The sequence below is a fragment of the Pseudomonas sp. HD6422 genome (genome assembly GCF_025377065.1).
GTDB classification, from domain to species: domain Bacteria; phylum Pseudomonadota; class Gammaproteobacteria; order Pseudomonadales; family Pseudomonadaceae; genus Aquipseudomonas; species Aquipseudomonas putida_U.
Genome location: NZ_JAHWIW010000037.1, coordinates 18,233 through 44,933 on the forward strand (window position 1 = coordinate 18,233; position 26,701 = coordinate 44,933).

20 protein-coding genes are annotated in these 26,701 nt (G+C 56.3%); 16 read left to right on the plus strand and 4 right to left on the minus strand.

Going from position 1 to position 26,701, the window contains the following annotated elements; all coding sequences use genetic code 11:
• Positions 1–302 precede the first annotated feature (302 nt).
• From gyrA to rpsA, 6 genes are all read left to right on the plus strand, one after another.
• Positions 303–3,065, plus strand: coding sequence for a DNA gyrase subunit A (gyrA, locus tag KY379_RS22680; protein ID WP_261241488.1), 2,763 nt, complete (start codon positions 303–305; stop codon positions 3,063–3,065).
• Positions 3,066–3,215: 150 nt separating this feature from the next.
• Positions 3,216–4,301: a 3-phosphoserine/phosphohydroxythreonine transaminase gene (gene serC / locus KY379_RS22685; protein ID WP_133330979.1), complete on the plus strand. Its 1,086-nt coding sequence runs from the start codon at positions 3,216–3,218 to the stop codon at positions 4,299–4,301.
• Positions 4,301–5,395, plus strand: a complete 1,095-nt coding sequence (gene pheA / locus KY379_RS22690; RefSeq protein WP_133330977.1) for a prephenate dehydratase — start codon at positions 4,301–4,303, stop codon at positions 5,393–5,395. Before serC ends, pheA begins: the two co-directional genes overlap by 1 nt.
• A 152-nt stretch (positions 5,396–5,547) precedes the next feature.
• Positions 5,548–7,788 carry a bifunctional prephenate dehydrogenase/3-phosphoshikimate 1-carboxyvinyltransferase gene (locus KY379_RS22695; RefSeq protein ID WP_261241489.1) on the plus strand — a complete coding sequence of 747 codons (2,241 nt, stop codon included), beginning with the start codon at positions 5,548–5,550 and terminating at the stop codon, positions 7,786–7,788.
• Positions 7,785–8,471, plus strand: coding sequence for a (d)CMP kinase (gene cmk / locus KY379_RS22700; RefSeq protein ID WP_133330973.1), 687 nt, complete (start codon positions 7,785–7,787; stop codon positions 8,469–8,471). The genes KY379_RS22695 and cmk overlap by 4 nt, the downstream gene beginning before the upstream one ends.
• A 124-nt stretch (positions 8,472–8,595) precedes the next feature.
• A complete protein-coding gene (gene rpsA, locus KY379_RS22705) occupies positions 8,596–10,272 on the plus strand; it encodes a 30S ribosomal protein S1 (RefSeq protein WP_261241490.1) in 1,677 nt (558 codons plus the stop codon).
• 193 nt (positions 10,273–10,465) lie between these two features.
• On the opposite strand, the gene KY379_RS22710 is transcribed toward rpsA, so the two are convergent.
• The 4 genes from KY379_RS22710 to KY379_RS22725 are packed head-to-tail and all read right to left on the minus strand — an operon-like array spanning position 10,466 to position 14,694.
• Positions 10,466–11,776 carry a nucleotide sugar dehydrogenase gene (locus KY379_RS22710; protein WP_261241505.1) on the minus strand — a complete coding sequence of 437 codons (1,311 nt, stop codon included), beginning with the start codon at positions 11,774–11,776 and terminating at the stop codon, positions 10,466–10,468.
• A 35-nt stretch (positions 11,777–11,811) separates the two neighbouring features.
• Positions 11,812–12,789, minus strand: a complete 978-nt coding sequence (locus tag KY379_RS22715; protein WP_261241491.1) for a glycosyltransferase — start codon at positions 12,787–12,789, stop codon at positions 11,812–11,814.
• A gap of 1 nt (position 12,790) precedes the next feature.
• Positions 12,791–13,927, minus strand: a complete 1,137-nt coding sequence (locus KY379_RS22720) for a hypothetical protein (RefSeq protein ID WP_196174164.1) — start codon at positions 13,925–13,927, stop codon at positions 12,791–12,793.
• Positions 13,924–14,694 carry a phosphotransferase gene (locus tag KY379_RS22725; RefSeq protein ID WP_261241492.1) on the minus strand — a complete coding sequence of 257 codons (771 nt, stop codon included), beginning with the start codon at positions 14,692–14,694 and terminating at the stop codon, positions 13,924–13,926. Before KY379_RS22725 ends, KY379_RS22720 begins: the two co-directional genes overlap by 4 nt.
• A 359-nt stretch (positions 14,695–15,053) precedes the next feature.
• On the opposite strand from KY379_RS22725, the gene ihfB reads away from it, so the two are divergent.
• From ihfB to gmd, 10 genes are all read left to right on the plus strand, one after another.
• The gene (gene ihfB, locus KY379_RS22730; protein WP_133330961.1) at positions 15,054–15,353 is read left to right on the plus strand and encodes an integration host factor subunit beta; all 300 of its coding nucleotides are present in this window, start codon (positions 15,054–15,056) and stop codon (positions 15,351–15,353) included.
• A 20-nt stretch (positions 15,354–15,373) separates the two neighbouring features.
• Positions 15,374–15,637: a lipopolysaccharide assembly protein LapA domain-containing protein gene (locus tag KY379_RS22735; RefSeq protein ID WP_196174166.1), complete on the plus strand. Its 264-nt coding sequence runs from the start codon at positions 15,374–15,376 to the stop codon at positions 15,635–15,637.
• Positions 15,638–15,735: 98 nt separating this feature from the next.
• Positions 15,736–17,148: an MBL fold metallo-hydrolase gene (locus KY379_RS22740; protein WP_261241493.1), complete on the plus strand. Its 1,413-nt coding sequence runs from the start codon at positions 15,736–15,738 to the stop codon at positions 17,146–17,148.
• Between the two features lie 218 nt (positions 17,149–17,366).
• A complete protein-coding gene (locus KY379_RS22745) occupies positions 17,367–18,437 on the plus strand; it encodes a Wzz/FepE/Etk N-terminal domain-containing protein (protein WP_261241494.1) in 1,071 nt (356 codons plus the stop codon).
• Positions 18,438–19,113: 676 nt separating this feature from the next.
• Positions 19,114–20,148: an O-antigen ligase family protein gene (locus KY379_RS22750; RefSeq protein ID WP_261241495.1), complete on the plus strand. Its 1,035-nt coding sequence runs from the start codon at positions 19,114–19,116 to the stop codon at positions 20,146–20,148.
• Positions 20,145–21,296 (plus strand): hypothetical protein, encoded by a 1,152-nt coding sequence (locus KY379_RS22755; protein WP_261241496.1) that lies wholly within the window; start codon positions 20,145–20,147, stop codon positions 21,294–21,296. Before KY379_RS22750 ends, KY379_RS22755 begins: the two co-directional genes overlap by 4 nt.
• A 14-nt stretch (positions 21,297–21,310) precedes the next feature.
• Positions 21,311–23,518: a radical SAM protein gene (locus tag KY379_RS22760; protein WP_261241506.1), complete on the plus strand. Its 2,208-nt coding sequence runs from the start codon at positions 21,311–21,313 to the stop codon at positions 23,516–23,518.
• 58 nt (positions 23,519–23,576) lie between these two features.
• Positions 23,577–24,767, plus strand: a complete 1,191-nt coding sequence (locus KY379_RS22765) for a glycosyltransferase family 4 protein (RefSeq protein WP_261241497.1) — start codon at positions 23,577–23,579, stop codon at positions 24,765–24,767.
• Positions 24,764–25,537 (plus strand): WecB/TagA/CpsF family glycosyltransferase, encoded by a 774-nt coding sequence (locus tag KY379_RS22770; protein WP_261241498.1) that lies wholly within the window; start codon positions 24,764–24,766, stop codon positions 25,535–25,537. Before KY379_RS22765 ends, KY379_RS22770 begins: the two co-directional genes overlap by 4 nt.
• Before the next feature lie 39 nt (positions 25,538–25,576).
• A complete protein-coding gene (gmd, locus tag KY379_RS22775) occupies positions 25,577–26,701 on the plus strand; it encodes a GDP-mannose 4,6-dehydratase (RefSeq protein ID WP_261241499.1) in 1,125 nt (374 codons plus the stop codon).

The following is a 26,701-nucleotide window of genomic DNA, read 5'->3' on the forward strand; positions in this document are numbered from 1 at the left end:
GGCTTGGCGGGTGGGTTGTGGTGTGGCGGATATCGAGCGCCGCCCGCGCGGCGCTCGATATCCGCCGCGCCGCAACTCTCCCTGCTGCCACCCCAGCCATATCTCCCCACCCGTAACGCCTTTGTGATAACATCCGGCAGTTTCCAAGACCGCCCACGACGGCGGCCTTCATTGCGCAGATCCATGGCACAACTCATTGATTTGTCGTAAGTCGTCGCTCCCTTTTGCGTTGCGGCGGCGAGCTTCGTTCGGCCCTTGATGGAGGCTGCGAAGTTTCACCAGAAAAAGGAATCAGGCTTCTCATGGGCGAACTGGCCAAAGAAATCCTCCCGGTCAATATCGAAGACGAACTGAGACAGTCTTACCTCGACTACGCGATGAGCGTGATTGTCGGGCGAGCGCTGCCCGATGCGCGTGACGGCTTGAAGCCCGTGCATCGCCGCGTTCTCTATGCGATGAGCGAACTGGGCAACGACTGGAACAAGCCGTACAAGAAGTCCGCCCGTGTGGTCGGTGACGTCATCGGTAAGTACCACCCCCACGGCGACACTGCGGTCTACGACACCATCGTGCGTATGGCCCAGCCGTTCTCGCTGCGCTACCTGCTGGTCGACGGTCAGGGCAACTTCGGTTCGGTGGACGGCGACAACGCCGCAGCCATGCGATACACCGAAGTGCGCATGGCCAAGCTGGCCCACGAGCTGCTGGCCGACCTGCACAAGGAAACGGTCGACTGGGTGCCCAACTACGACGGCACCGAGCAGATCCCGGCGGTCATGCCGACCCGTATCCCCAACCTGCTGGTCAACGGCTCCAGCGGTATCGCCGTGGGCATGGCGACCAACATCCCGCCGCACAACCTCGGCGAGGTCATCGACGGCTGCCTGGCGCTGATCGACAACCCCGAGGTCACCGTCGACGAGCTGATGCAGTACATCCCCGGTCCCGATTTCCCCACCGCCGGCCTGATCAACGGTCGCCAGGGCATCATCGAGGCGTATCGCACCGGCCGTGGCCGCATCTACATGCGCGCCCGCTCCGAGATCGAGGACATCGACAAGGTCGGTGGCCGTCAGCAGATCGTCGTCACCGAGCTGCCGTATCAGCTGAACAAGGCTCGCCTGATCGAGAAGATCGCCGAGCTGGTCAAAGAGAAGAAGATCGAAGGCATCACCGAGCTGCGCGACGAGTCCGACAAGGATGGCATGCGCATCGTCATCGAGCTGCGTCGCGGCGAGGTGCCGGAGGTGGTGCTCAACAATCTGTACTCGCAGACCCAGCTGCAGAGCGTGTTCGGCATCAACATCGTGGCCCTGGTCGATGGCCGCCCGCGGCTGCTCAACCTCAAGGACCTGCTCGAAGCCTTCGTTCGTCACCGCCGTGAGGTGGTCACCCGGCGTACCGTGTTCGAGCTGCGCAAGGCCCGTGAGCGCGGCCACATCCTCGAAGGCCAGGCTGTCGCGCTGTCCAACATCGACCCGGTCATCGCCCTGATCAAGGCCTCGCCGACGCCGTCCGAAGCCAAGGAAGCCTTGATTTCCACGGCCTGGGAGTCCAGTGCCGTACAGGTCATGGTCGAGCGCGCCGGCGCCGATTCCTGCCGTCCGGAAGACCTGCCAGAGCAATACGGCCTGCGTGATGGCAAGTATTACCTGTCGCCTGAGCAGGCCCAGGCCATCCTCGACCTGCGCCTGCACCGCCTGACCGGCCTGGAGCACGAGAAGCTGCTGGCAGAGTACCAGGAAATCCTCGAGCAGATCGGCGAACTGATCCGCATCCTCAGCAGTGCCCAGCGCCTGATGGAAGTGATCCGCGAAGAGCTCGAAGCTATCCGTGCCGAATACGGCGATGCCCGTCGCACCGAAATCCTCGATGCCCGTCACGACCTCAACTACGGCGACATGATCCCCGAAGAAGAGCGCGTGGTGACCATCTCCCACGGCGGCTATGCCAAGACTCAGCCGCTGTCTGCCTACCAGGCTCAGCGCCGTGGCGGCAAGGGCAAGTCGGCCACCGGTGTCAAGGACGAGGACTACATCGAGCACCTGCTGGTCGCCAACAGCCACGCCACCCTGCTGCTGTTCTCCAGCAAGGGCAAGGTGTACTGGCTCAAGACCTACGACATTCCCGAGGCCTCCCGCGCCGCCCGTGGTCGCCCGCTGGTCAACCTGCTGCCGCTGGAGGAGGGTGAGCGCATCACCGCCATGCTGCAGATCGACCTCGAAGCCCTGCAGCAAAACGCCGATCCGGACGAAGAGCTCGAAGACGGCGATGACGGCGTGATCGAAGGCGAAGTGGTCGAGGTCGAGGAAGTCGACGAAGAAGACGGCGATACACCTGAGTGGGTGGCCGAGCCGACCGGCGCCTATATCTTCATGGCCACCGCTTCCGGTACCGTCAAGAAGACTCCGCTGGTTCAGTTCGCTCGTCCGCGCTCCAACGGCCTGATCGCCCTGAAGCTCAAGGAAGGTGACACCCTGATCGCCGCGGCCATCACCGACGGCGCCAAGGAAGTCATGATGTTCTCCGACGCCGGCAAGGTGATCCGCTTCGCCGAGAGCGTGGTTCGCGAAATGGGCCGTACCGCCCGTGGCGTACGAGGCATGAAACTGGGCAAGGGCCAGCGCATCATCTCGATGCTGATCCCTGAGTCTGGCGCGCAGATCCTCACCGCCTCCGAGCGGGGCTTCGGCAAGCGCACGCCGCTGTCCAAGTTCCCGCGTCGCGGTCGCGGTGGCCAAGGCGTGATCGCCATGGGCACCAAGGGGCGCAATGGATTGCTGATCGGCGCCATCCAGGTGCAGGAAGGCGAGGAGATCATGCTGATCTCCGACCAAGGCACCCTGGTACGGACGCGGGTCGGTGAGGTGTCCAGCCTGGGCCGTAACACCCAGGGCGTGACGCTGATCAAGCTGGCCAGCGACGAGACATTGGTAGGCCTGGAGCGAATCCAGGAGCCGTCCGAAGACGAATTCGATGAAGCCATCGAAGGGGACGAGGAGGGCGTCCAGGCCGACGCGCCGGATGATGAAGCTGCGGGTGCCGAAGAGGCTCCGCAGGAGTAAGCAAGCGTAAAACCCGAGCGGGGCGACCAAGGTCGCCCCGTTTGACTGTGTAGGAGCGAGCGCAGCTCGCGATGCAGGCGCCACGGTTCCTGCATGGGATGTGGCAACCGAATTACGATTTTGTTCTATTTATGCAGAGCGAGAGTGGATGTGAGCAAACGAGCCTTTAACTTCTGCGCAGGCCCCGCCGCGCTTCCTGACGCCGTGCTGCAGCGTGCCCAGGCCGAAATGCTGGACTGGCGTGGCAAGGGCTTGTCGGTGATGGAGATGAGCCATCGCAGCGACGACTACGTGGCCATCGCAGAGAAGGCCGAGCAGGACCTGCGTGACCTGTTGTCCATCCCCTCCAATTACAAGGTCCTGTTCCTGCAGGGTGGCGCCAGCCAGCAGTTCGCCGAGATTCCGCTGAACCTGCTGCCGGAAAACGGCACTGCCGATTACATCGAGACCGGCATCTGGTCGAAAAAGGCCATCGAAGAAGCGCGCCGCTTCGGTCACGTCAATGTCGCTGCCAGCGCCAAGCCATACGACTACCTGGCCATTCCTGGCCAGAACGAGTGGAACCTGACCCCGAACGCCGCCTACGTCCACTACGCGTCCAACGAGACCATCGGTGGTCTGCAGTTCGACTGGGTACCCGAGACCGGTGACGTGCCACTGGTGGTCGATATGTCGTCCGATATCCTCTCGCGCCCGATCGATGTCTCGCAGTACGGCATGATCTACGCCGGCGCGCAGAAGAACATCGGCCCCAGCGGCCTGGTGGTGGTGATCGTCCGTGAAGACCTGATCGGCCATGCTCGCAGCCACTGCCCGACCATGCTCGACTACAAGGTCGCTGCGGACAACGGTTCGATGTACAACACCCCGGCTACCTATTCGTGGTACCTCTCCGGCCTGGTCTTCGAGTGGCTCAAGGAGCAGGGCGGCGTCGAGGCCATGGAGCAGCGCAACCGCGCCAAGAAAGACCGTCTCTACGGCTTTATCGACGCTAGCGAGTTCTACACCAACCCGATCAGCCACAATGCCCGTTCGTGGATGAACGTACCCTTCCGCCTGGCCGACGAGCGCCTGGACAAGGCCTTCCTGGCCGGTGCCGATGCCCGTGGCCTGCTCAACCTCAAGGGTCACCGTTCGGTGGGCGGCATGCGCGCTTCGATCTACAACGCCTTGGGTCTGGAGGCCGTCGAGGCCCTGGTGGCCTACATGGCTGAATTCGAGAAGGAGCACGGCTGATGTCCGAACAGGAACTCAAGGCGCTGCGCGTGCGCATCGACAGCCTTGACGAGAAGATCCTCGAGCTGATCAGCGATCGCGCCCGTTGCGCCCAGGAAGTGGCCAAGGTCAAGACCGCCTCGCTGGCTGAGGGCGAAAAGCCGGTGTTCTACCGTCCCGAGCGTGAAGCCGCCGTGCTCAAGCGCGTGATGGAGCGCAACAAGGGCCCGCTGGGCAACGAAGAGATGGCGCGGTTGTTCCGCGAGATCATGTCCTCGTGCCTGGCCCTGGAAGAGCCGCTCAAGGTCGCCTACCTCGGCCCCGAGGGCACCTTCACCCAGGCCGCAGCCATGAAGCACTTCGGCCACGCCGTGATCAGCCGCCCAATGGCGGCCATCGACGAAGTGTTCCGCGAAGTAGCGGCCGGTGCCGTCAACTTCGGTGTGGTGCCGGTGGAGAACTCCACCGAAGGTGCGGTCAGCCACACCCTGGACAGCTTCCTCGAGCACGACATGGTGATCTGCGGCGAGGTGGAGTTGCGTATCCACCATCACCTGCTGGTAGGCGAGAACACCAAGACCGACAGCATCACCCGCATCTATTCCCACGCCCAGTCGCTGGCCCAGTGCCGCAAGTGGCTGGACGCCCACTACCCGAACGTCGAGCGCGTGGCGGTCTCGAGCAATGCCGAGGCGGCCAAGCGGGTGAAGGGGGAGTGGAATTCGGCGGCCATCGCCGGCGATATGGCGGCCAACCTGTACGGTTTGACCCGTCTGGCCGAGAAGATCGAGGACCGTCCGGACAACTCCACGCGCTTCCTGATGATCGGCAACCAGGAAGTGCCGCCGACCGGTGACGACAAGACCTCGATCATCGTGTCGATGAGCAACAAGCCTGGCGCCCTGCACGAGCTGCTGGTGCCGTTCCACGACAACGGCATCGACCTGACCCGTATCGAGACCCGTCCGTCGCGTAGCGGCAAGTGGACCTACGTGTTCTTCATCGACTTCGTCGGCCACCACCGCGATCCGCTGATCAAGGCGGTGCTGGAGAAGATCAGTCAGGAAGCCGTGGCGCTCAAGGTGCTGGGGTCGTATCCCAAGGCGGTGCTTTGATCTGGGGCATTGGCGCCGCTCGGCGTTTCTTCAGGGTTCCACGCTGGGCGGTTCCACCCGTTCACTGTGGGAGCGGGCTTGCCCGCGAAGGGGCGCGAAGCGACCCAATGGCCCTCCCAGGCTGTCTCGATTTCTGAACAAGGTCCGCGCCCGTGGTAAATGCAGCAAAAACCAAATCCGCGCCAATCATCGACCGCCTGGTGGTGGTCGGCCTCGGCCTGATCGGCGGTTCGTTCGCCAAAGGCCTGCGTGAAAGCGGCCTGTGCCGCGAAGTGGTCGGCGTCGACCTCGACGCCCCGTCGCGCAAGCAGGCCGTGGCCCTCGGCGTCGTCGACCGCTGCGAAGAAGACCTCGCCGCGGCCTGTGTCGGCGCCGACGTGATCCAACTCGCCGTGCCGATCCTGGCCATGGAAAAACTCCTGGGGCGCCTGGCGCAGCTCGACCTTGGCCATGCCGTCATCACCGACGTTGGCAGTGCCAAAGGCAACGTGGTGCGTGCCGCTCGCGACGTATTCGGCACCCGCCTGCCGCGTTTCGTCCCTGGCCACCCGATCGCCGGCTCCGAGCAGAGCGGGGTAGAGGCCTCGAACGCAGCGTTGTTCCGCCGCCACAAGGTCATCCTCACGCCCCTGGCCGAAACCGACCCGGCCGCCCTGGCCCTGGTCGACCGCCTGTGGCGCGCCCTGGGCGCCGATGTCGAGCACATGACGGTCGAACGCCACGACGAAGTCCTGGCCGCCACCAGCCATCTGCCGCACCTGCTGGCATTCGGCTTGGTCGATTCGCTGGCCAAGCGCAATGAAAACCTGGAGATCTTCCGGTACGCTGCGGGGGGCTTTCGCGATTTCACCCGAATCGCCGGCAGCGATCCGACCATGTGGCATGACATCTTCCTCGCCAATCGCGAGGCTGTCCTGCGGACCTTGGATACATTTCGCAGCGACCTCGACGCATTGCGCGACGCGGTCGATGCAGGGGACGGGCACCAGTTGCTGGGTGTATTCACCCGCGCACGGTTTGCCCGCGAGCATTTCAGTAAAATCCTGGCCCGCCGGGCCTATGTGGACGCTATGAACGCCAACGATCTGATTTTCCTGGCCCAACCGGGTGGCCGCGTGTCCGGACGGATCCGCGTACCGGGCGACAAGTCGATTTCCCACCGTTCGATCATGCTCGGCTCGCTGGCCGAAGGCACGACCGAGGTCGAAGGCTTCCTCGAAGGCGAGGATGCCCTGGCGACCCTGCAGGCCTTCCGCGACATGGGGGTGGTCATCGAGGGCCCGAACCACGGGCGCGTGACCATCCATGGCGTCGGCCTGCATGGCCTCAAGCCACCACCCGGGCCACTGTACGTGGGTAACTCCGGCACCTCGATGCGCCTGCTGTCGGGCCTGCTGGCTGGCCAGCCGTTCGACGTCACCATGACTGGCGATGCCTCGCTGTCCAAGCGTCCGATGAACCGCGTGGCCAACCCGCTGCGGGAAATGGGCGCGGTAGTGGAGACCGGCCCGGACGGCCGTCCGCCGCTGACCATTCGCGGTGGTCACAAGCTCAAGGCGCTGAACTACACGCTGCCGATGGCCAGTGCCCAGGTCAAATCCTGCCTGCTGCTCGCTGGCCTGTACGCCGAAGGCACCACCACCGTCACCGAGCCGGCACCGACCCGCGATCACACCGAGCGCATGCTTCGTGGTTTCGGCTATGCGGTAGAGAGCAACGGCCCGGTCGCCTCGCTGCAGGCCGGTGGCAAGCTCACCGCTACCCGCATCGAAGTGCCAGCGGATATCTCCTCGGCGGCCTTCTTCCTGGTCGCCGCGTCGATCGCCCAGGGCTCGGAGCTGGTGCTCGAGCACGTCGGCATCAACCCGACCCGTACCGGTGTGATCGACATCCTGCGCCTGATGGGCGGCGACATCACCCTGGAAAACCAGCGTGAAGTTGGCGGCGAGCCGGTGGCCGATCTGCGTGTGCGGGGCACCCAGCTCAAGGGCATCGAGATCCCCGAGGCCCTGGTGCCGCTGGCGATCGACGAATTCCCGGTGCTGTTCGTCGCCGCCGCCTGCGCTGAAGGCCGCACCGTGCTGCGTGGCGCCGAAGAGCTGCGGGTCAAGGAATCGGACCGCATCCAGGTGATGGCCGACGGCCTGACCGCCCTGGGCGTGAAGTGCGAGCCGACCCCCGACGGCATCATCATCGACGGCGGTCAGATTGGCGGCGGCGAAGTGCACGGTCACGGCGACCACCGCATCGCCATGGCCTTCAGCGTGGCCTCGCTGCGCGCCAGCGCCCCGATTCGAATCCACGACTGCGCCAACGTCGCCACCTCGTTCCCGAACTTCCTGGCGCTGTGCGCCGAAGTCGGCATCCGCGTGGCCGAAGAGGGCAAGTCGTGATCGCTCAAGCGCCTGTCATCACCATCGACGGCCCAAGCGGTTCCGGCAAGGGCACCGTTGCCGGCCTGTTGGCCCGCGAACTGGGCTGGAGATTGCTCGACTCCGGCGCTCTGTACCGGTTGCTGGCGTTCAATGCCACCAACCATGGTGTCGACCTGACCAACGAAGAACTGCTCAAGGCCTTGGCCGCCCATCTGGATGTGCAGTTCATCGCCGCTGAGCCGGGTAAGCTGCAACAGATCATTCTCGAAGGCGAAGACGTCAGCAACGTCATCCGCACCGAGACGGTCGGTGCCGGCGCCTCGATGGTCGCCTCGCTGCCGGCCGTGCGTGAGGCGCTGCTGCAGCGCCAGCGCGCCTTCCGCGAGCTGCCCGGGTTGATCGCCGATGGTCGTGACATGGGCACCGTGGTGTTCCCCGACGCGCCGCTGAAGGTGTTTCTCACCGCCAGTGCCGAGGAGCGTGCCCGCCGCCGCTACCTCCAGTTGAAGGGCAAAGGCGAAGATGTTAGTCTGTCGAGTCTGCTAGATGAGATTCGTGCGCGTGATGAGCGCGACACCCAACGTGCGGTGGCCCCGCTGAAGCCAGCGGCCGACGCCATCCAGTTGGACTCCACCGAGTTGTCCATCGAGCAGGTGTTGCAACGTATCAGGAGCGAGCTCGCCCAGCGCGATCTGCTCTGATAGCCAGGAGAGCAGGCAGGGGCACCAGTCAACGTCCTGCCGGCTTTCCTTTACTTAAAACAAACCCACATTGTCTGGAATGTGGCGATGGGCGTCTGTTTCGCCCGAATCTACAGGAATTAAAATGAGCGAAAGCTTTGCAGAACTCTTTGAAGAAAGCCTGAAAACCCTCAATCTTCAGCCGGGTGCAATCATCTCCGGTATCGTTGTCGACATCGACGGCGACTGGGTTACCGTACACGCTGGCCTGAAGTCCGAGGGCGTCATCCCGCTCGAGCAGTTCTACAACGAAGCTGGCGAGCTGACCATCAAGGTCGGTGACGAAGTTCACGTTGCGCTGGACGCGGTCGAAGACGGCTTTGGCGAAACCAAACTGTCCCGTGAAAAAGCCAAGCGCGCCGAGTGCTGGATTGTTCTGGAAGCAGCTTTCGCCGCCGAAGAAGTGGTCAAGGGCGTTATCAACGGTAAGGTTAAGGGCGGCTTCACTGTCGACGTTAACGGCATCCGTGCGTTCCTGCCGGGCTCCCTGGTTGATGTCCGCCCAGTGCGCGACACCTCCCACCTCGAAGGCAAAGAGCTGGAATTCAAGGTCATCAAGCTGGACCAGAAGCGCAACAACGTTGTCGTTTCCCGTCGCAGCGTGCTGGAAGCCGAGAACAGCGCCGAGCGCGAAGCCCTGCTGGAAACCCTGCAGGAAGGCCAACAGGTCAAGGGTATCGTCAAGAACCTCACCGACTACGGCGCATTCGTGGACCTGGGCGGTATCGACGGCCTGCTGCACATCACCGACATGGCTTGGAAGCGCATCAAGCACCCGTCGGAAATCGTCAACGTTGGTGACGAAGTCGACGTTCGCGTTCTGAAGTTCGACCGTGAGCGCAACCGCGTTTCCCTGGGTCTGAAGCAGATGGGCGAAGATCCGTGGGTAGCTATCACTTCGCGTTACCCAGAAGGTACTCGCGTACAGGCTCGCGTTACCAACCTGACCGACTACGGCTGCTTCGCTGAGCTGGAAGAAGGCGTTGAAGGTCTGGTACACGTTTCCGAAATGGACTGGACCAACAAGAACATCCACCCGTCGAAAGTCGTTCAGGTTGGCGACGAAGTGGAAGTCATGGTTCTGGACATCGACGAAGAGCGTCGTCGTATCTCCCTGGGTATCAAGCAGTGCAAATCCAACCCATGGGAAGACTTCTCCGGCCAGTTCAACAAGGGTGACAAGATCACCGGTACCATCAAGTCGATCACCGACTTCGGTATCTTCATCGGCCTGGAAGGCGGCATCGACGGTCTGGTTCACCTGTCCGACATCTCCTGGAACGAAACCGGCGAAGAAGCCGTACGTCGTTTCAAGAAGGGCGACGAGCTGGAAACCGTCATCCTGTCGGTCGACCCAGAGCGCGAGCGCATCTCCCTGGGCATCAAGCAGCTGGAAGACGATCCGTTCTCCAACTTCGTTGCTGTCAATGACAAGGGCGCTATCGTCAAGGGCATCGTGAAAGAAGTTGACGCCAAGGGCGCCATCGTCACCCTGGCCGAAGACATCGAAGCCACTCTGAAAGCTTCCGAAATAAGCCGTGACCGCGTTGAAGACGCGCGTAACGTTCTGAAGGAAGGCGAAGAGATCGAAGCCAAGATCATCAGCGTCGACCGCAAGTCCCGCGTTATCAGCCTGTCCATCAAGTCGAAGGACGATGCTGAAGAGCGCGAAGCCATCCAGAGCCTGAAAAACGCTCCGGAAGCGGCTGCCGACACCACCATGGCCGCGCTGCTGCGCGAAGCTATGGCCAAGCAGAACTGAGTTCTGTTTGATCGGTAAAAAGGGGTGGCCTTCGGGCCACCCTTTTTTTTGTGTGGGGGCGGGGGTGTTGGTCTGATGGAGGTGCCTGTCTGGAGATGGGTGGTGGCGCTCGATATCCGCACCACCGCACCCCTGAAGCGAACCCCCGGTGCCGCCACACGGAAGCCCCTCAAAAGCAGCCGATACTGCTCTTCTACGCCTTGATCAAACTCGCCATTTCCCTTCGATAACGCCCACGGCTGTCGACGATCAATCGAGCGTTGTCGGCAATCATGTCATAGTCAAAGCGATCATGATCCGTCGCCAGCACCACCGCGTCGTACTCGGCAAGGGTTTGCGGGGTCAGCGCTACGCTCTCCATCACGAAATCGTAGATTCCATGGCCATGGAACGTCGGTACATGCGGATCGCTGTAAGCTGTGATCCCACCGCGCTGGCGAAGCAGTTTGATGATCTCCAGGGCTGGGGACTCTCGCATGTCGTCGATGTTTTTCTTGTAGGCGATACCGAGCACTAGCACCTTGCTGTTTTTTACGGGCTTACCATGCTCGTTGAGGCCATCCACCAACTTGTTCACGACATACTCGGGCATGCCTTGGTTTATTTCACCCGACAGCTCGATGAAACGGGTGTGCAGGCCATAGGCGCGAGCCTTCCAGGTCAGATAGAAGGGGTCGATCGGAATGCAATGACCACCTAGTCCTGGGCCTGGATAGTAGGGGGTAAAACCAAAAGGCTTGGTGGCGGCGGCATCGACTACCTCGAAGATATCGATCCCCATCTTGTCGGCAACGATCTTCATCTCGTTCACCAGGCCGATATTGACCGCCCGGTGGATGTTCTCCAGCAGCTTGGTCAACTCTGCTGCCTTGGTCGAACTCACCGGCACCACGCGGTCGATGGCGACCTGGTAAAGCGCGACACCGACTTGCAAACAGGCTTCTGTGGCGCCGCCGACCACTTTGGGGATGGTCTGGGTATCGAAGTGCTTGTTGCCCGGGTCTTCACGCTCTGGAGAATAAAGCACGAACACATCAGTACCCACGTTCAGGCCTTGCTGGCAAATGCGCGGAATGATCTCTTCGTCGGTAGTGCCGGGATAGGTCGTGCTTTCCAACGAGACGACCTGGCCCGACCGCAGGTAAGGGGCAATGGCATCGGCCGTGTTGATGACGTAACTGATATCCGGTTCGCGGTATTCATTGAGAGGTGTTGGTACGCACAGAATCAATGCATCGCACTCTGCTACCCGGCTGAAATCACAGGTTGCCCGGAAACCGGCCTGGCAGGCCTGACTGATGTCTTCGCCACGAATATGCTCGATGTAACTGAGTCCATCGTTGAGCATGTCGACTTTATGGGTGTCGATGTCCAGGCCCAACACTCTGAAGCCTGCGGCGGTATAGCGCAGCATCAATGGCAGGCCTACATAGCCAAGGCCGACGATGCCAATGACCGCTTCACGGTTGTCGATGCGGGCGATAAGGGTGGATTTTGCGTCCATTACAAATGCTGTTCCGTTATTGAAGTGCGGTGCGGTCAAGACCAAGTGAACACGCCCGGCAACCAGGCGGTGATGCGCTGGTACCAAGGGGTATTGCCGGCCGTAATGCCAAGGGCCGGCATGCGCAATACCTGGGCAAAGTCGGGCGTGCGCTGCGACAGGCGATGGCGCTCGCGTACCAGCGTCAGGCCATTGGCCGCGATACGGCGGAGCAACTCAGGGTCGTTTCGCAACTGGTGGTACTTGGCGAGCGCCTCGTCGAGGGTGTCGTAGTGCACCACGTTGTGCATGTCGACCAGGCCGAGGTGTTCGTCTTCGGAGGGTTGTCGCTTGGCCATCAGCAGGCAGCCGCAACCCATGGCCTCGAAGTTCTTGGCCATGTATTCGTTGAAGCCAATGTCGGCGCTAAGGAAGACGGCGATGCGATTGAGCAGTTGCAGATACTCGTCGGGCGTCTGGGTGCGCAGTGCTTGCAGCCCGCAGCGATCGGTCATGCGTTCGAGTAGGTGGCGGCGCTCGTTGTAGACCTGGCTCTTGGTGCGACCGATGAAGCCCAGCGGTATATCACGGGCGATGCCCAGATCATCCAGCACGGCATCGTCGTAGGCCTTGGGGATGCACCAGGCATCGATTCCGCGGGCCTTGAAATGGTCGCGCATGTGGTAGCTGGTGACGATGATGCGAGCGTTGCGCAGGCGTTTGAAGCCGGCGGCGAACTGGTTGTGGAACTTGCTCTTGGCGATCAGTTCCTGGCAAGCGTCCTCTTCATAGAACACCAGACCCTCGACCTGACTCAGGGCGTTGGCAGCTTTGCCCATGCGTCGCAGCGGCACATCGAAGAGGATCCGGTCCCAGGCGCTGAAATCGGTGCTCTTCAGGTAGGGTCGGATATCGTGAACCTGGGCCTTGCTCAGCTTGTGTACATCGACCTGGGTGAAGTGAGTCTTCAAACCGGCGAACAGTGTGTCGAAGGACCGGGCACGCTCCTGCCGACTGACGATAAGCAGTTTCATGTCAATGTCCTGCACTGGAAGTTGGAAGGCGGTAGTGGTGGCCACTCATCAATTGCTGGTAGTACAGCGTTTCGTCGAGATCGTCGGTACCGTGCAGCCAGTTCTGCTTGCCGTGGCGTTGCGATAACGACTTGCGTAGCTCGACCTTGATGTCGGCAACTGTGCCTGTCGGCAGCAGGCAAGTGATGACGGTGGCCGGAGCGCTCAAGGCGTACTGCTTCGCGGCCAGCCAATTGCCGCCCCGTGCCCACCACAGCAAGCGTTGGCGCTGATCGCCAGACAGTTGTTCGCGAGCTACGACGGTTCCGTGGCGGCTGAGCGTGTCGATGATCTCCTGTTCATGCCCTTGATCAGCGGTTTCCTGCCGCGTTACCAGCATGAACAGGTTGTCAGGTGTCTGTTCGTTGCTGGCCTGCAGGCGCTGGGCCTCCAATTCGAACAGTTGGGCCAGCCAGGCATCCTGGTCGGGCCAGCGCCGGATCAAGTCGAAGGGCATCGCCCAGCCCTGTTCATGCAACCAGAGATGGGCCTGCACCAAGCTGTCGATCGGCGGAATCGCCACGCCTTCGCGAGCGGCTTCAAGCAACAGGCGTTGACGGTAATCCTTCTTGGCAGGCAGCCGACTGGCCTCGCTATCGCCGGGCTGCACGCGCAAACCACTGTTCTGCCGCTTGTGGTAAGTCAGGTGATAGGTCAGCGCTGGGATGTAGTCGGCGGGTGCAATGCGGTACCAGCCGCGAGGGTCGTGCACGCGGGTGTCCAGCAGATGACGGGCCCGCACTGGTGGGTAATAGGGCATGTGGCGGTAGGACAGGCCGCTGCGACCGGAGTCGCTATAGATGTCGAACTTGACCTTGTTGGCTTTGCGGCCGAAGTTGAAGAACGGCATGGCTGCAGCAATGCGCGGCAGGGAGCCGTGCTGCACCAGGATATCGATATCGTCCGCCAACTGGCCGGACAGTACCTCGGGAACTTCATCGTACCAGCGCAGCACGACGTAGGGAACATTCTCCCGAGCCAGGCCTTCGAGAAAGCGCGTGGGGTTGCGCAGGCGCAGGCTGAAGCCTCTGTCAGCCTTTAGTTTCTTGCGCCAGCGTGCCAGGCGCAGGCGCGCCAGCAGTTGCGTGAAAAGCTTCATTTGAATATCCGATAACGTTTGGCGCGGGACAACTCGACTTTCTTGCCCAGTGTGTAAGCGGCCAGCAGTTTGTGCGCCGTCGAGCCGAAGCTCTCGGCATTACGCTCCATCAAGTGATGGGCCCATTGGTCGAAGGCATCGCTTTCGATGGACTGCCTGGCCCATTTCTGGAACAGATAACCCAAGGAGTAGCTGTAGATTTCGCCTTTACGTGACTGGTCCCAGGCCATGTACTCGAAGTCGATGACCCGCACCTGGTCGTCTGTATCGAGCATGAGGTTGCGGGTATTGAGATCCAGATGGAAAACCCCCGCCTGGGCCAGGCGTAGCAGCACCGGCTCGACGGCGTCCAGGGCCTGGAGGGGATCGTGCTGTAGCCGCTCGTGCAAGGTCTGGTGGCCGCTCAGGTAGGGATAGGCCACTACCTGCTGCTTGCACCCGAGAAGGGTGCGGTTCTCCAGGTATGCGCGGGTTGGCAGGCCGGGCAGCCCAAGCGCCTGGAAGCGTTCGGCATTGCTGCGCTCAGCCCAGCCATGACGCTGGCCATGCACGGGGCATTCGTGTTTCCAGCGAGCCCGCCAGCGCTGTTTGAAGCGACGGATGTTGAACACCTTGAACACCAGCGTGTCCTGGTCACCTACCCGGACCTGGGTTTCGTCGCTGCGTGGGTTGAGGAGGGCGAGGGTTTCGGGGTGATCGATGAAGCGGTTTAGCTCTTGCTGCTCAGTGGCAGAAAGATCCTCAGCGAGGAACATCGAAGTCAGCATGGGATGGGCACGTACTCGGAGCGCACGGCAATTGGCAAGATCGGAGGCATTGATCGAGCCAGAGCGCTCTAACATAGGAATATTTCATTGTTGTAACAGCTAGATACATTTTTCCTAATTTAGTGAATGATGTCAAATTGATTGCATGGGAATTCCGCATCCCTCTCCACGGATCCTTAATTGTGTTAACCCGGGTGGTGATCTGGAAAAACCGCGTCGGCAGCCTGTGCATACCCAGCCGTGAACGTCTCGTTCTTGAATTTTTTTATTAAGTCAAGATCCACCCTGTTCAAATCCCGCCGAGCGTGCTACAACCTGATTAAGCAATGATCTAGCTGCTTGATAACGAAGGGAAAAACATGACGAAGTCGGAGCTGATCGAACGTATTGTCACCCAGCAGGGCCTGCTCTCCTCGAAGGATGTGGAGTTGGCCATCAAGACCATGCTTGAGCAGATGTCACAGTGCCTGGCAACCGGTGACCGCATCGAAATTCGCGGTTTCGGCAGCTTTTCCCTGCACTATCGCGCCCCCCGGGTAGGCCGCAACCCCAAGACCGGCCAGTCGGTCAGCCTCGAGGGCAAATTCGTCCCGCACTTCAAACCAGGCAAGGAGCTGCGTGATCGCGTCAACGAAGACGAAGCCGATCACGCACACTGACCGGGCAAAGGAGCAGAAACATGCGTAACCTCAAGCGCGCCTTGGCGGCGTTGTTCGTGCTGCTGTTGGCGGCTGTGGTGCTGTTCTTCGTGCTGGAAAACCAGCAGAGCGTTGCCCTGGTCCTGTTCGGCTGGACCGCGCCAGCAGTGCCGGTGGCCGTTGTGGTCCTCGCTGCGCTTGTCGTTGGCCTCGCCATCGGTCCCTTGCTGGGCACCTACGCCTTCATGCGCAGCAAGCGCAAACTGCGCCGCAGCGCCCGGCAGGAAGCCCTGGCCAGCAGCTGAGGTCGATTCCTACAATCCGTTGAGATTTGCGCGCTGGGTTCACAGGCCGAGGAGTGGGGTAATGCTTGCCCGTTCCTCAATCGCCAAGGATCAGCGCCATGCAATTTCCCTCCCTTAGCCATCACGGTGGTGTTCGTGACGTCACCGGCTCCTGCCATCAACTTCACCTCGATGCAGCAACCAGCCTATTGATCGACTGCGGCCTCGAGCAGGGCGATGAGTCAGGCGAGCTCGGCTTCGATATCCAGGGCGTGCAAGCGCTGATCGTCACCCACGTCCACCTCGATCACATTGGGCGCATTCCGGCGCTGTTCGCAGCGGGCTTCCGTGGCCCCATCTACTGCAGCGAACCCTCAGCCAAACTCCTGCCGCTGGTGCTGGAGGATGCCTACAAGCTCGGCATCAGCCGCGAACCGGCCCATGTCGCGCGTTATCTTGAATTCCTGCAAGAACGCATCGTCCCGCTGCCGTTCGGCCATTGGCACGACGTCGTGCAGCGCGAGGGCCTGGGTTGCCGTATCCGTCTGCAGCGCGCCGGGCACCTGCTGGGTTCGGCCTATGTCGAGTGTGATATGGACCTGGGTGCTGAAAACACCCGCTATGTCTTCTCGGGCGACCTGGGTGCGCCCTGTAATCCCTTGCTGCGTCCAGTAGAGCCGCCAGAGCGAGCCGATGTGCTGGTGCTGGAGAGTACCTATGGTGACCGCCTGCATCCCGACCGCAGCCAGCGTCAACAGCAACTGGAGCAGGGGATCGACCGCGCGCTGGCGGATCGAGGCACGATACTCATTCCAGCCTTCAGCCTGGGGCGCACCCAGGAGTTGCTCTACGAGCTGGAAGACATCCTGCACCGCAAGGCGCTGCTAGGGGCCAAGGGCGCCGCTTCTGGCGACGATCCGCTGGATTGGTCCCAGTTGCCGGTGATTCTCGATTCTCCGCTCGCACAGCGCATTACCAGGGCCTACAAGGACCTGCATCAATACTGGCGTACCGAGGCCCGGGATAAACTCGACGAGGGTCGTAATCCGCTGGCGTTCGATCAGTTGGTGACTGTCGATACCCATGCCAGGCATCAGCAGGTGGTGAACTACCTCAAGAGCACCGGGCGGCCGGCGATCGTCATTGCCGGTAATGGTATGTGCTCGGGTGGGCGGATCGTGAACTACCTGAAGGCCATGTTGGGGGATGCGCGGCATGAAGTGATGTTCGTGGGGTATCAGGCCAAAGGGACGCCTGGGGCGGTGATACAGGCGTGTGAAGGGGTGCAGGGGTTTGTGGCGGTGGACCTGGATGGGGAGCGGTATGAGGTGAGGGCCAAGGTGATGAGCTTGGCGGGGTACTCGGGGCATGCGGATCAGGCCGGGTTGGTGGGGTTTGCGATGGGGCGGGGGAGGCCGGCGGGGAGGGTGGTTCTGGTGCATGGGGAGGAGGGGGCGAAGCGGGTTTTGGCGGGGGTTTTGCGGGATCGATATCGGATGATGGGGGCTGAGTTGGAGGTTGCTGTGCCTTAGCAGCCGTTTGGCGGAGGGGGTCATGCCTGTCGGAAAATGAGGAACTTCTGCGCTCCGGTTTCCTCTATTACTGATTAATGATTAAGATGGCAGGTAGCGAGCGCCCAGCCGGACCACCACTGCGTCGAGTGTGGCGGGTGGCGGAAGGGATTGGGGGTTCTGGCGTGCCATTTTCCAGAAACCTTGCAGACAGACGGATCTAAGGAAAAATAGAACAAATGCGCAGTGAACGTGAGCGCCTGAGCGGTGATGACGAGATTGATCTGTTTGAGCTGATTGCGGGAATTTGGAAGAACAGAGCGCTGGTGCTGGCCACCGCTGGCATCGTAACGGCGGCGGCTGTCGCTTACGCGCTACTGGCGACTCCCATTTATAGTGCGAAAGTATTCGTCCAGCCCCCGTCACAAAATGATATAGCGCAACTGAATTTCGGCCGCGGCGGAACCAGCGGGATGGCCATGCTGACGGTAAAAGATGTCTATGATATTTACCTGCGTAATTTACAGTCTGAGTCGCTACGTCGAGAGTTTTTTCGAAAGTTTTATCTACCTAGTCTTACTGAGGAAGAGCGGCAAGGTTCGCAAGATGAACTGTACGCTGAGTTTCAGAAAGTTCTATCTCTTGGTCCAGCCGGAAAAGAGTCGCCCAATCGGTACTTTGTGAAGGTTAATCTACCGGATCCCCAAGAAGCGGCCGAATGGGCTACCCGTTATGTTGAGATGGCTGGGTATCGAGGGGTAAGCGAGGTAGTCAAGGACGCGAAAGCTGATGCCACAATCAAAGCTAATAATCTTGAACAGCAAATTACAGCATCTCGCGAGAGTACGCGTAAACGGCGAGAGGATGACATCGCTCGGTTGACCGAGGCGTTGCGTGTTGCGAAATCGATTGGACTTGAAAAGCCCCCGATAATTTCGGCCGAGGTATCAGCGGGAATGGAAGGTTCATTAACGTATATGCGTGGTAGTAAAGCGTTGGAGGCAGAAATTGCCAATCTTCGCGAGCGGGCTTCAGATGACCCGTATGTAGCGAATTTACGCCAAAGACAGGAAGCGTTAGCATTTTATCGAACACTGTCCGTTGACAGCGGAGTTGTGCAGGTTTATCGCCAAGATGGAGCTATTGAGTCTCCAGATAAACCTATAAAGCCCAAGCGTTTTCTTATTGTGGTTGGCGGGTTGGTAGGCGGGCTTCTATTGGGTGTAATGCTGGCTGCGTTAAAAAATTTACGCCAAAGAGTGAGGGAGAGCGGGAGGCCTAAAGTTCAATCTGGGGTTGGGGGGCAGTAGTCTACTGTTTTGTTAGAAGCATCGTGTTATTTGCTTGCTTCTTCACGCTCTCTGGCGCAAACAGCCTAGTCAGCCGTTTGCGCCTTTGAATTTATGTAGCTTAGCGGTTGATTCAATGGATGATGCTGATCCAAATTTAGTATTGCGTATCGCAAGGAATGGATGGCTGATTAAGGACGTAGCAGTAGTGGTAGCTGTTCGTAGTATATAGACTCGAGTTCGTTGTGGTTTTGTGTTTTGGTCGCTAATTAATGGGTTGAATTAGCTTTGTAAGTGGATGGTATTACCTGGTTGTCACATCGGGGTACCGCTGGAGTGAGCTTTTTGTTGTAGTCCCAAGTAAGGCTGGAGGCTGGACAAGTATTGTGAGAGATTTTCACTTGCTAGCTGGCGGTAGGTTGTAATGGCTTTTCCTAATGGATGAAATAATGGCAGGCGAAAAATGAGGGGGCGGCAAGCTCTGAGTTTAAAGATAAGAATAGATACTGTTCTTGTTCTTCTGATTTCTCTAACTCCATTCAATTTGTCAGTGGTGGATAAGACTGGCCTGGATGTTAATCTCGACAACGCTTTAGATAAGGTTGTTCGAGTGTTATGGCTATTTGTCGCAATGTCCGCAATCGCTTTGCTTAGGCCGAGCTCACTAATTGGAGTGTTCAGTGCTCGCTCTCGGCTGATGAAATTGTTGCTGGTATATTTTTTTGTTGCTCTATTAGGGCTTGCGCTCAATGGAGTGGGCGTTGTTGGGTACTACAGATTATTTGAGTACCTGCCATTTTTTTGTGCGTTGGTAATGCTGGATAGAGTGCTGATCAAAGAGGGGCTTGAGTCTGCGGTAAATATATTTTCAAAATGGGTCTACTTAGCCGCTTGGATGACACTAGTAGTAGTTGTTATAGGTGCTATCTTCTCTTTTGAACATTTTTACGCGCTGGAGACACAGGGGCGCTATCGTCTTGGTGGGGACGCTTACAGTCCTAATTACTTAGGGATGGTATTCGTGGCAGGCATCCTGTCCGCGATCTATTTGTATGGACAAACAGCCTCTCAGGTGCGACGATTTCTGCTAGTCGTTAACTGCTGTCTATTTGTTGTTGTTCTGTATTTGACTGGAAGTCGAACGGCTCAATTCTCGCTCATTGCAGCCCTAGGATGGTGGTGGTACGTTAAACGGACTCAATTAGTCAGGATGACGTTGGTGGTAACCGTATTATTCGTAATTGCACCGGTTCTTGTGCTTTTTTTACAGTTCTTGATGGAGGAGTTACTGCCGCTAATTGGGAGGGGCGAGCGGCCGCTTTATGATTTGCTGACACTAAATAATAGAAGTGTCGTTGCTGAGGTTGGACTTAAAGGTGCATTTGAGCACTGGGGGATCGGTGTCGGATTTGTTGAAGGGGTGAAAGAGTATTACAGGAACAACTTTACGCAAAGCTATTGGCTTCCGCCGCACTCGCACAATGCGTTGATCGAAGTTTTTCTATCAAGTGGTTTGTTTGCATTGCTGATAATGCTATTTCCGTTTTTTTTGGTGGTAAAAAGCGGTGTAAAACAGACCTTCAATCCAGGCGCAACTCATTATAAGTACCTCGTGGCACTATCAATACCTTTGCTTCTAGGTTGTGCTACGATGACGATTTTTGGTGGTGTTTATACTGTACTCACATTTTGGTTTTTCTCAGTCGCTCTTCTTGTTGGGAGAGGCAGATGAGGACGAAAGTTGTTTATCTTTTCGATCAGCTACTGTTTTCCGCATTTAGCTTTGTTTTGTTTCTGGTGGTTGATAAGCAATTCGATTTGGCTGATGTGGCTCAATACTCTGTTATGGTGTCGGGTTGTGCGTTCTTGTTAAACTTCGGTTTTGCATTGATGGTAGAGCGGCGCCTCGGTGGAGAGGATAAAAGGCTAACGTTCTATGATTTTATAGTTTTGATTACATTAGTTGGTGTAATGGATGCACTAATTTCTTCTGTGCTTTGGCATGATTACAAGCATAGCGTTCTGTTAGGGCTGACAATGTTTGCAAGTTCAATGCTGTGGTTGTCAAGGCGTATTACTTTATTGGATGAGGGTCTGATAAAGTTTTCTGTCATGCTGACGGTGCTGTCAGGTGCAGGTTCCGTTTGTGCGGCGTATGTTGTTCAAAGGTTTTCTTGGTTTCTCGTGACCTATAGTTTAATTTGTGCGGTTGCTGTAACCATTCTTGTGGCCCTTTCTATCCGAAGCGCGGGAAAAGGCGTACGCCATTCATTTGGCGTTTTGCTAGCGGAGCCGGGGCATTTACTTAAGTCTGTAATGTTGGTCCCTCTCCTTTGGTTCCCTTCCAATGGTATTTACTTGGTGTTGACTTACCTTGGTAGCACCCATGTGCTAGTGGAAATGCGAAAGTTGCTTATGTTGCTTTCTCCTGTGCAGCAACTTTCGAGTGCAATGATAAATTATATTTTTTCGCGTAATCGCAATTATGCTTCGTCTCGATTTGAGTATTTGGTACTGCCCTTATCCATTGCTGTACTGGCTACGCCTGTATGTGCTGTTATTTATAAGGTGCTTCTAGATGGTCCGGTTGTAGGGCTTGATTTATGGTTCGCCTTTGCTCTTATAGTTGGATGTATGCTGGCTATCTCTATCATGCAGTCGGTATTGCGGGTAGGCGGAAAACAGAGTGCGGTGATAGTTTCTTTCTCTATTGCTGTTATTGTAAAGTTGATGTGCCTGGTATTATTCTATTATTTCGGTGGCGGTATAAGCCTGACGGCTGGATTTATCTCCATGGCAGTAGCTTACAGTGCGAGTGCAGTTTCCCTGGGGTTCTTTTTCGCACCTTGGCATAATAAGTCTGAGAGGGTAGAGCTTTGAAGTACTTGGAGTATTTGAAGGATTATCTCGGTATTAACTCTGCTATCCGGGTTGTAAATTTTCCAATTACGGATAATTGCAATTCGCGGTGCACGATGTGCAATATTTGGAAGAATAATGCTACCAACGAAATTTCTCCCGAGGAAATCTCCAAAGTTCTATCGGCAGCAGAGTTTAGGCACGTAAAGCATTTAGGTATTTCTGGTGGTGAACCAACGCTGCGAAAGGATCTTGTGCGGTGTGTTGAGGCAATCGTCAATGCTCTGCCGATGCTGGAGACTTTATCCATCACTTCTCATGGTTATAGTAGTTCTCGGTGGCGCCGATTTTTACCGCTTATCAAGCAGATTACTAGTGAGAAAGGCGTTGACTTTAGCCTGAATATATCTATGGATGGATATGGTGTCCGACACGATATGATTCGTGGGATCGATGGTGCATTTATAAAGTCTAGCAGGACAATAGAGTTAGCCAAGGAGCTAGGAGTTAGGTTGCAGCTCCAGTACACAATCTCCACCATGAATGTCTACTCTATGCAGATGGCCCTGAGTCATGCTCGTGCGCTGGGTGTTGAGATAATATTCCGGCTCGCTACAAATATAGAGAGACTGTACAATGCTGATCGGAGTGAAGTATTCATTGGAAGTGAAGAACGCTCCTTTGTTGCAGACTTCTTCTCATCTGAAGAGCTATTGTCTCAGACCCGCTCGCTATCTAGGAAATTATACTATGATCGTATGGGGCGTTGGCTCACCCATGGGGGCGGGCGTGAGATGCCGTGCTATTTCCAAGATCAAGGGATTCTGCTGACTTCGAATTTGCAGTTGTATCCCTGTTCAATCGCGACAAAGCCGGCAGCCGAAAATTTACGAAGTGCTAATTATGTATTGTCAAATGTAGGGCTTTCGACGGCAAGACAACACACAAAAGATAATTATTGCTCGAGCTGTATTCATGATCAGAGTGGGGCTTGGAGTCCCTTCAATATTGTTAGCTATAAGGTCCGCCAATTAAAATTGTTCCGTGTCGTCAAAAAGCTTTTGCGATTCTCGGATAACATTGTTAGTGCTGCTATGTTGAGGTTTAGGCTCGCAATTGGCAAGATCCCTGTGCCGTTAGTAAGGGGGGGTGTTACCAAGGCTACTATCATTGGTGCATATGGTGGCGAGCATGTGGGCGATGCCGCGATTCTTGGAGGCGTCATTCTCAGATTAAAAGAAAAGTTTGATACTCGACACTTTACAATATTGAGTTTTCGCCCTGCAAGGACTCTCAAGTGGGTGCAATCCCTTAAGATTGAGGGGGTTGAATTCAATGTTGTTACGCTGAGTAAGCGAAACCTAAGAAGCTCGCTCAAACAGAGTGATGGTCTTGCTTATGCCGGCGGGCCAATTATGGATATTCCAGTTAATCTAAGTTTTTATTTGTACGCGTCATTACTTGCTCGGAAGAAAGGTCTGCCTTTTGTTGTTGAAGGTGTGGGGCTAGGTCCGTACAAGCGTACCGTTAGCAAGTACTTGGCGTCTTTGATGCTGATGAATTCCGCGCATACTACCTTGCGGAGTCAAAGTAATTTAGATAGCTTGCCCAATCATGCCAAGCTTCATATTGAGAAGGTTGGTCGAGATCCAGCTTTCGATTACCTAGACTATTATCGTAACTTAGTGGGCGGTCTGAATTACTCCGCGCGTGAGCGAGGAGAGATATCTGCACTTGATGATTACATTGCTGATAGACAGAAAGTGCTCTTTGTCAATCTGCGTCCTATTTGGAGCGCCTATGCTTTGAAAGGGACTGAGGGAACAGTTTCTTCGGTGGTTGAGCGTTCAGTTGCCGAGTTAAGCGAATTCGTTAATGGGCTAGATAAAGAGTGGGCCGTTGTACTAATTCCTTTCAATCCTGATACCTATGGATTTTCTGATTTTAGTTCCTTTTATGATTTGGTTGCGCAAATTTCGCCTTCTCGTGATTTCTATACCGTAGAATATGAGCCGGGCGTCCCATTGATGCTGGAATTACTCGCGCGCTGTACTCATCTTTTGGCTATGCGATTCCATGCGTGTATTTTTGGGATTTCGAGCGGTAAAGATGTATACGGAATAGACTATCAAATTGGTGGGAAGGGTAAGGTGGCAGGCCTTTTTGAAAGTATCCAGAGTGATAATTATAGTAATGTAGGCGCGCTGACTGCGGGTAATCTTCGCCATTGGGTTGAGCTGTAATTGTGTGATTTGAAATCACGTTCTGATGGTTTCAAATACTATGTGTGGATAAAATTTAATGCGTATACTACTGGCACATAATTTTTACAACTCAGCCACTCCCTCCGGCGAGAATCAGGTGCTTGAAGCTGAAAGGAGATTGCTCGCTAAGAATGGTGATGATGTTCAACTGTTTAGCAAGTATAGCGACTCAATAGCGAAGAAGGGGAAGCTAGGTGTCTTATCAGCGGCTTTGGGAACGCCCTGGCGAATGGATATCAAGCATGAGTTGAGAAGTGTTTTGGATGGGTTTCAGCCAGATATTGTGCATGTGCATAATACGTTCCCATTGATATCACCTGCTATTTTTCCTGCTCTTGCAGGACGCGCCGCCCGTGTGCTGACACTTCACAATTACAGGCTGTTTTGCCCCGCAGCTATTCCTATGAGGGAAGGTAAGGTTTGCATTGAGTGCATGCAGGCGAAGTCGTCCTTACCTTCCCTAATCCATGGTTGCTACAGGGAAAGTCGTCTAGCTACTCTACCCATGGCTTTGAACGTTGAGCTTCATAGGTACTTGGGCACTTGGCGGAAGCATGTAGATGCATTTATAGCACTTTCAGAATTTCAGCGGTCATTAATGATTGATGCTGGATTACCTGCGGAAAAGGTTTTTGTTAAACCTAATTTTTACCCAGGCTCTCCAGTAGTGCAGCCTTGGCTTAATCGCGAACCGTATGTCGTATTTGTAGGTCGTTTGACCGCAGAAAAAGGCGTTATTTCATTACTTAGGGCCTGGCAAGCATGGGGAGCTGCGGCACCAGAGTTGCGAATTGTAGGTGACGGTGCATTACGTGATCAGTTGGAAAGTATGGGTGCCGGTTTACCAGTTCGGTTTTTAGGGCAGGTAGATGCTAAGGAGGCTGAAAGACAAATCGCAAATGCGCGCCTTCAAATTCTGCCATCCGAATGGTTCGAGGGCTTCCCGATGGTGATCCGTGAAGCATTTGCTTTTGGTACGCCGGCAGCTGTTTCGGATATTGGGCCGTTACCCTCAATCGTGCAAAATGGCACGAGTGGTATCGTTTTTAAACCGGCTGCACCAGATTCAATACTAGCATGCGTCCGTGATGCTTGGCATACGCCTGGCCTACTGGAAAGACTTGGACAAGGCGCTCGGTTGGCTTTCGAGGAAAATTACACCGAAGGGGCTAACTACGCCATACTTCGAAGCATTTACGAACAAGCTATGAAGGTTTCTTCTCAATGAGCATGAACACAGATCAACCCGGTCGAGAGACCTGTCAAGTTATCGGTTCACCTATTGACTGTCTTACTTGGGGCCGAGCTCTGGCGAAAGTTCGTCAATTCAGCGAAAGTGGGGAAGGGCATTATGTTTGTATCTGTAATGTTCATTCGGTGGTCACCGCCCGATTGGACCCACGCTTTTCAAGCGTAATTGAGAATGCGGATATGGCCACCTCGGATGGGGCCCCCGTTGCTTGGCTAATGCGGCGTCTTGGTGTTTCTGGTCAACAGAGGATCAATGGACCTGACCTGATGTGGGCATATTGCAAAGAGGCGTCTTTACGAGGTGAACCTATTTTTCTTTACGGTGGGGCGGCGACCACGTTGGAACTCTTGAAAAAGAAGCTGCTTGAACAGATGCCAGGCATAGTGATAGCAGGGGCCTATTCCCCCCCTTTCCGGGCTTTGAGTCCTGTGGAGGATACCCAAATAGTGGATATGATAAATGCATCCGGAGCAAAAACGGTCTGGGTCAGTTTGGGGTGTCCGAAGCAGGAATTGTGGATGGCGGAGCATCGTGACAAAATAAAGGCTGTGATGATCGGTGTTGGCGCAGCGTTTGATTACCACGCCGGCGTTATAACGCGAGCTCCACGGTGGATGCGCGACAACGGCTTTGAATGGCTTCATCGATTGTGCAGTGAGCCAAGACGGCTATTTAAGCGTTATTTTATAACTAATACACTATTTGTTTATTTTGCGATGCGTCAGCTTTTAAGGTTAGATCGATAAGGTCACGGATTGATTTTTAATTTACAAGGTAAGTGCACAATGACTAAGAAAAGAGCTCTCATAACAGGTGTTACCGGTCAGGATGGTTCCTATCTGGCGGAGTTTTTGCTTGAAAAAGGTTATGAGGTTCATGGCCTCAAGCGACGCGCATCCTCGTTCAATACACAGCGAATTGATCATATCTATCAGGACCCGCACGTAAGTAATCGAAATTTCGTTTTACACTACGGCGACCTTAGCGACTCCTCAAACCTCACTCGTATTATCCAGGATGTAAAGCCTCACGAGGTCTACAATCTGGGTGCGCAGTCTCATGTCGCAGTGAGCTTTGAGTCTCCTGAGTACACTGCGGATGTAGATGCCATGGGCACGCTCCGAATACTTGAAGCGATTCGGTTGTTGGGGCTCGAACAAACGACTCGTTTTTATCAGGCGTCCACTTCTGAGTTGTATGGCCTGGTCCAAGAAATCCCACAGAAAGAGAGTACTCCCTTCTATCCTCGCTCTCCCTATGCGGTGGCAAAGCTTTATGCTTATTGGATTACAGTAAACTATCGAGAAGCATATGGGATGTATGCTTGCAACGGAATTCTCTTCAATCACGAATCACCGCGTCGGGGAGAGACATTCGTTACGCGAAAAATAACTCGGGCGCTTGCTAATATAGCAATGGGGTTGGAGCAGTGCCTATTCCTAGGCAACATGAATGCACTGCGCGACTGGGGGCATGCTAAAGACTACGTCCGCATGCAATGGATGATGCTACAGCAAGAAGTTCCAGAGGATTTCGTAATTGCCACAGGGGTGCAGTATTCTGTTCGCGATTTTGTGCGTTGGTCAGCCGAAGAGCTCGGAATAACTCTCGACTTTGTTGGAGAGGGTATAGATGAACACGCAGTGGTTGTAGCGATTAACGGTAACAAGGCTCCTGAGTTGAAGGTTGGCGATGTTATCGTACGAGTTGATCCTCGCTATTTCCGCCCTGCAGAAGTCGAAACGCTGTTGGGTGACCCAACCCGTGCGAAAGAGCGACTCGGTTGGACACCTGAGATTACGGTGCAAGACATGTGCGCAGAAATGGTATCTGAGGATCTGAAGATTGCTCAGCGGCACGCACTTTTGAAGAAGCATGGCTACGACTTGCCTGTAGCTGTGGAGAATTGA

Bases quoted from the DNA above. Each gene is read 5' to 3' on its own strand.
- KY379_RS22740 (WP_261241493.1), top strand. From the start codon at position 15,736: ATGCAATTTCCCTCCCTTAGCCATCACGGTGGTGTTCGTGACGTCACC.
- KY379_RS22755 (WP_261241496.1), top strand. From the start codon at position 20,145: ATGAGGACGAAAGTTGTTTATCTTTTCGATCAGCTACTGTTTTCCGCA.
- KY379_RS22710 (WP_261241505.1), bottom strand. From the start codon at position 11,776: ATGGACGCAAAATCCACCCTTATCGCCCGCATCGACAACCGTGAAGCG.
- pheA (WP_133330977.1), top strand. From the start codon at position 4,301: ATGTCCGAACAGGAACTCAAGGCGCTGCGCGTGCGCATCGACAGCCTT.
- KY379_RS22765 (WP_261241497.1), top strand. From the start codon at position 23,577: ATGCGTATACTACTGGCACATAATTTTTACAACTCAGCCACTCCCTCC.
- KY379_RS22715 (WP_261241491.1), bottom strand. From the start codon at position 12,789: ATGAAACTGCTTATCGTCAGTCGGCAGGAGCGTGCCCGGTCCTTCGAC.
- rpsA (WP_261241490.1), top strand. From the start codon at position 8,596: ATGAGCGAAAGCTTTGCAGAACTCTTTGAAGAAAGCCTGAAAACCCTC.
- KY379_RS22770 (WP_261241498.1), top strand. From the start codon at position 24,764: ATGAGCATGAACACAGATCAACCCGGTCGAGAGACCTGTCAAGTTATC.
- ihfB (WP_133330961.1), top strand. From the start codon at position 15,054: ATGACGAAGTCGGAGCTGATCGAACGTATTGTCACCCAGCAGGGCCTG.
- KY379_RS22720 (WP_196174164.1), bottom strand. From the start codon at position 13,927: ATGAAGCTTTTCACGCAACTGCTGGCGCGCCTGCGCCTGGCACGCTGG.
- KY379_RS22745 (WP_261241494.1), top strand. From the start codon at position 17,367: ATGCGCAGTGAACGTGAGCGCCTGAGCGGTGATGACGAGATTGATCTG.
- KY379_RS22725 (WP_261241492.1), bottom strand. From the start codon at position 14,694: ATGCTGACTTCGATGTTCCTCGCTGAGGATCTTTCTGCCACTGAGCAG.
- gyrA (WP_261241488.1), top strand. From the start codon at position 303: ATGGGCGAACTGGCCAAAGAAATCCTCCCGGTCAATATCGAAGACGAA.
- gmd (WP_261241499.1), top strand. From the start codon at position 25,577: ATGACTAAGAAAAGAGCTCTCATAACAGGTGTTACCGGTCAGGATGGT.
- KY379_RS22735 (WP_196174166.1), top strand. From the start codon at position 15,374: ATGCGTAACCTCAAGCGCGCCTTGGCGGCGTTGTTCGTGCTGCTGTTG.
- KY379_RS22750 (WP_261241495.1), top strand. From the start codon at position 19,114: ATGAAATTGTTGCTGGTATATTTTTTTGTTGCTCTATTAGGGCTTGCG.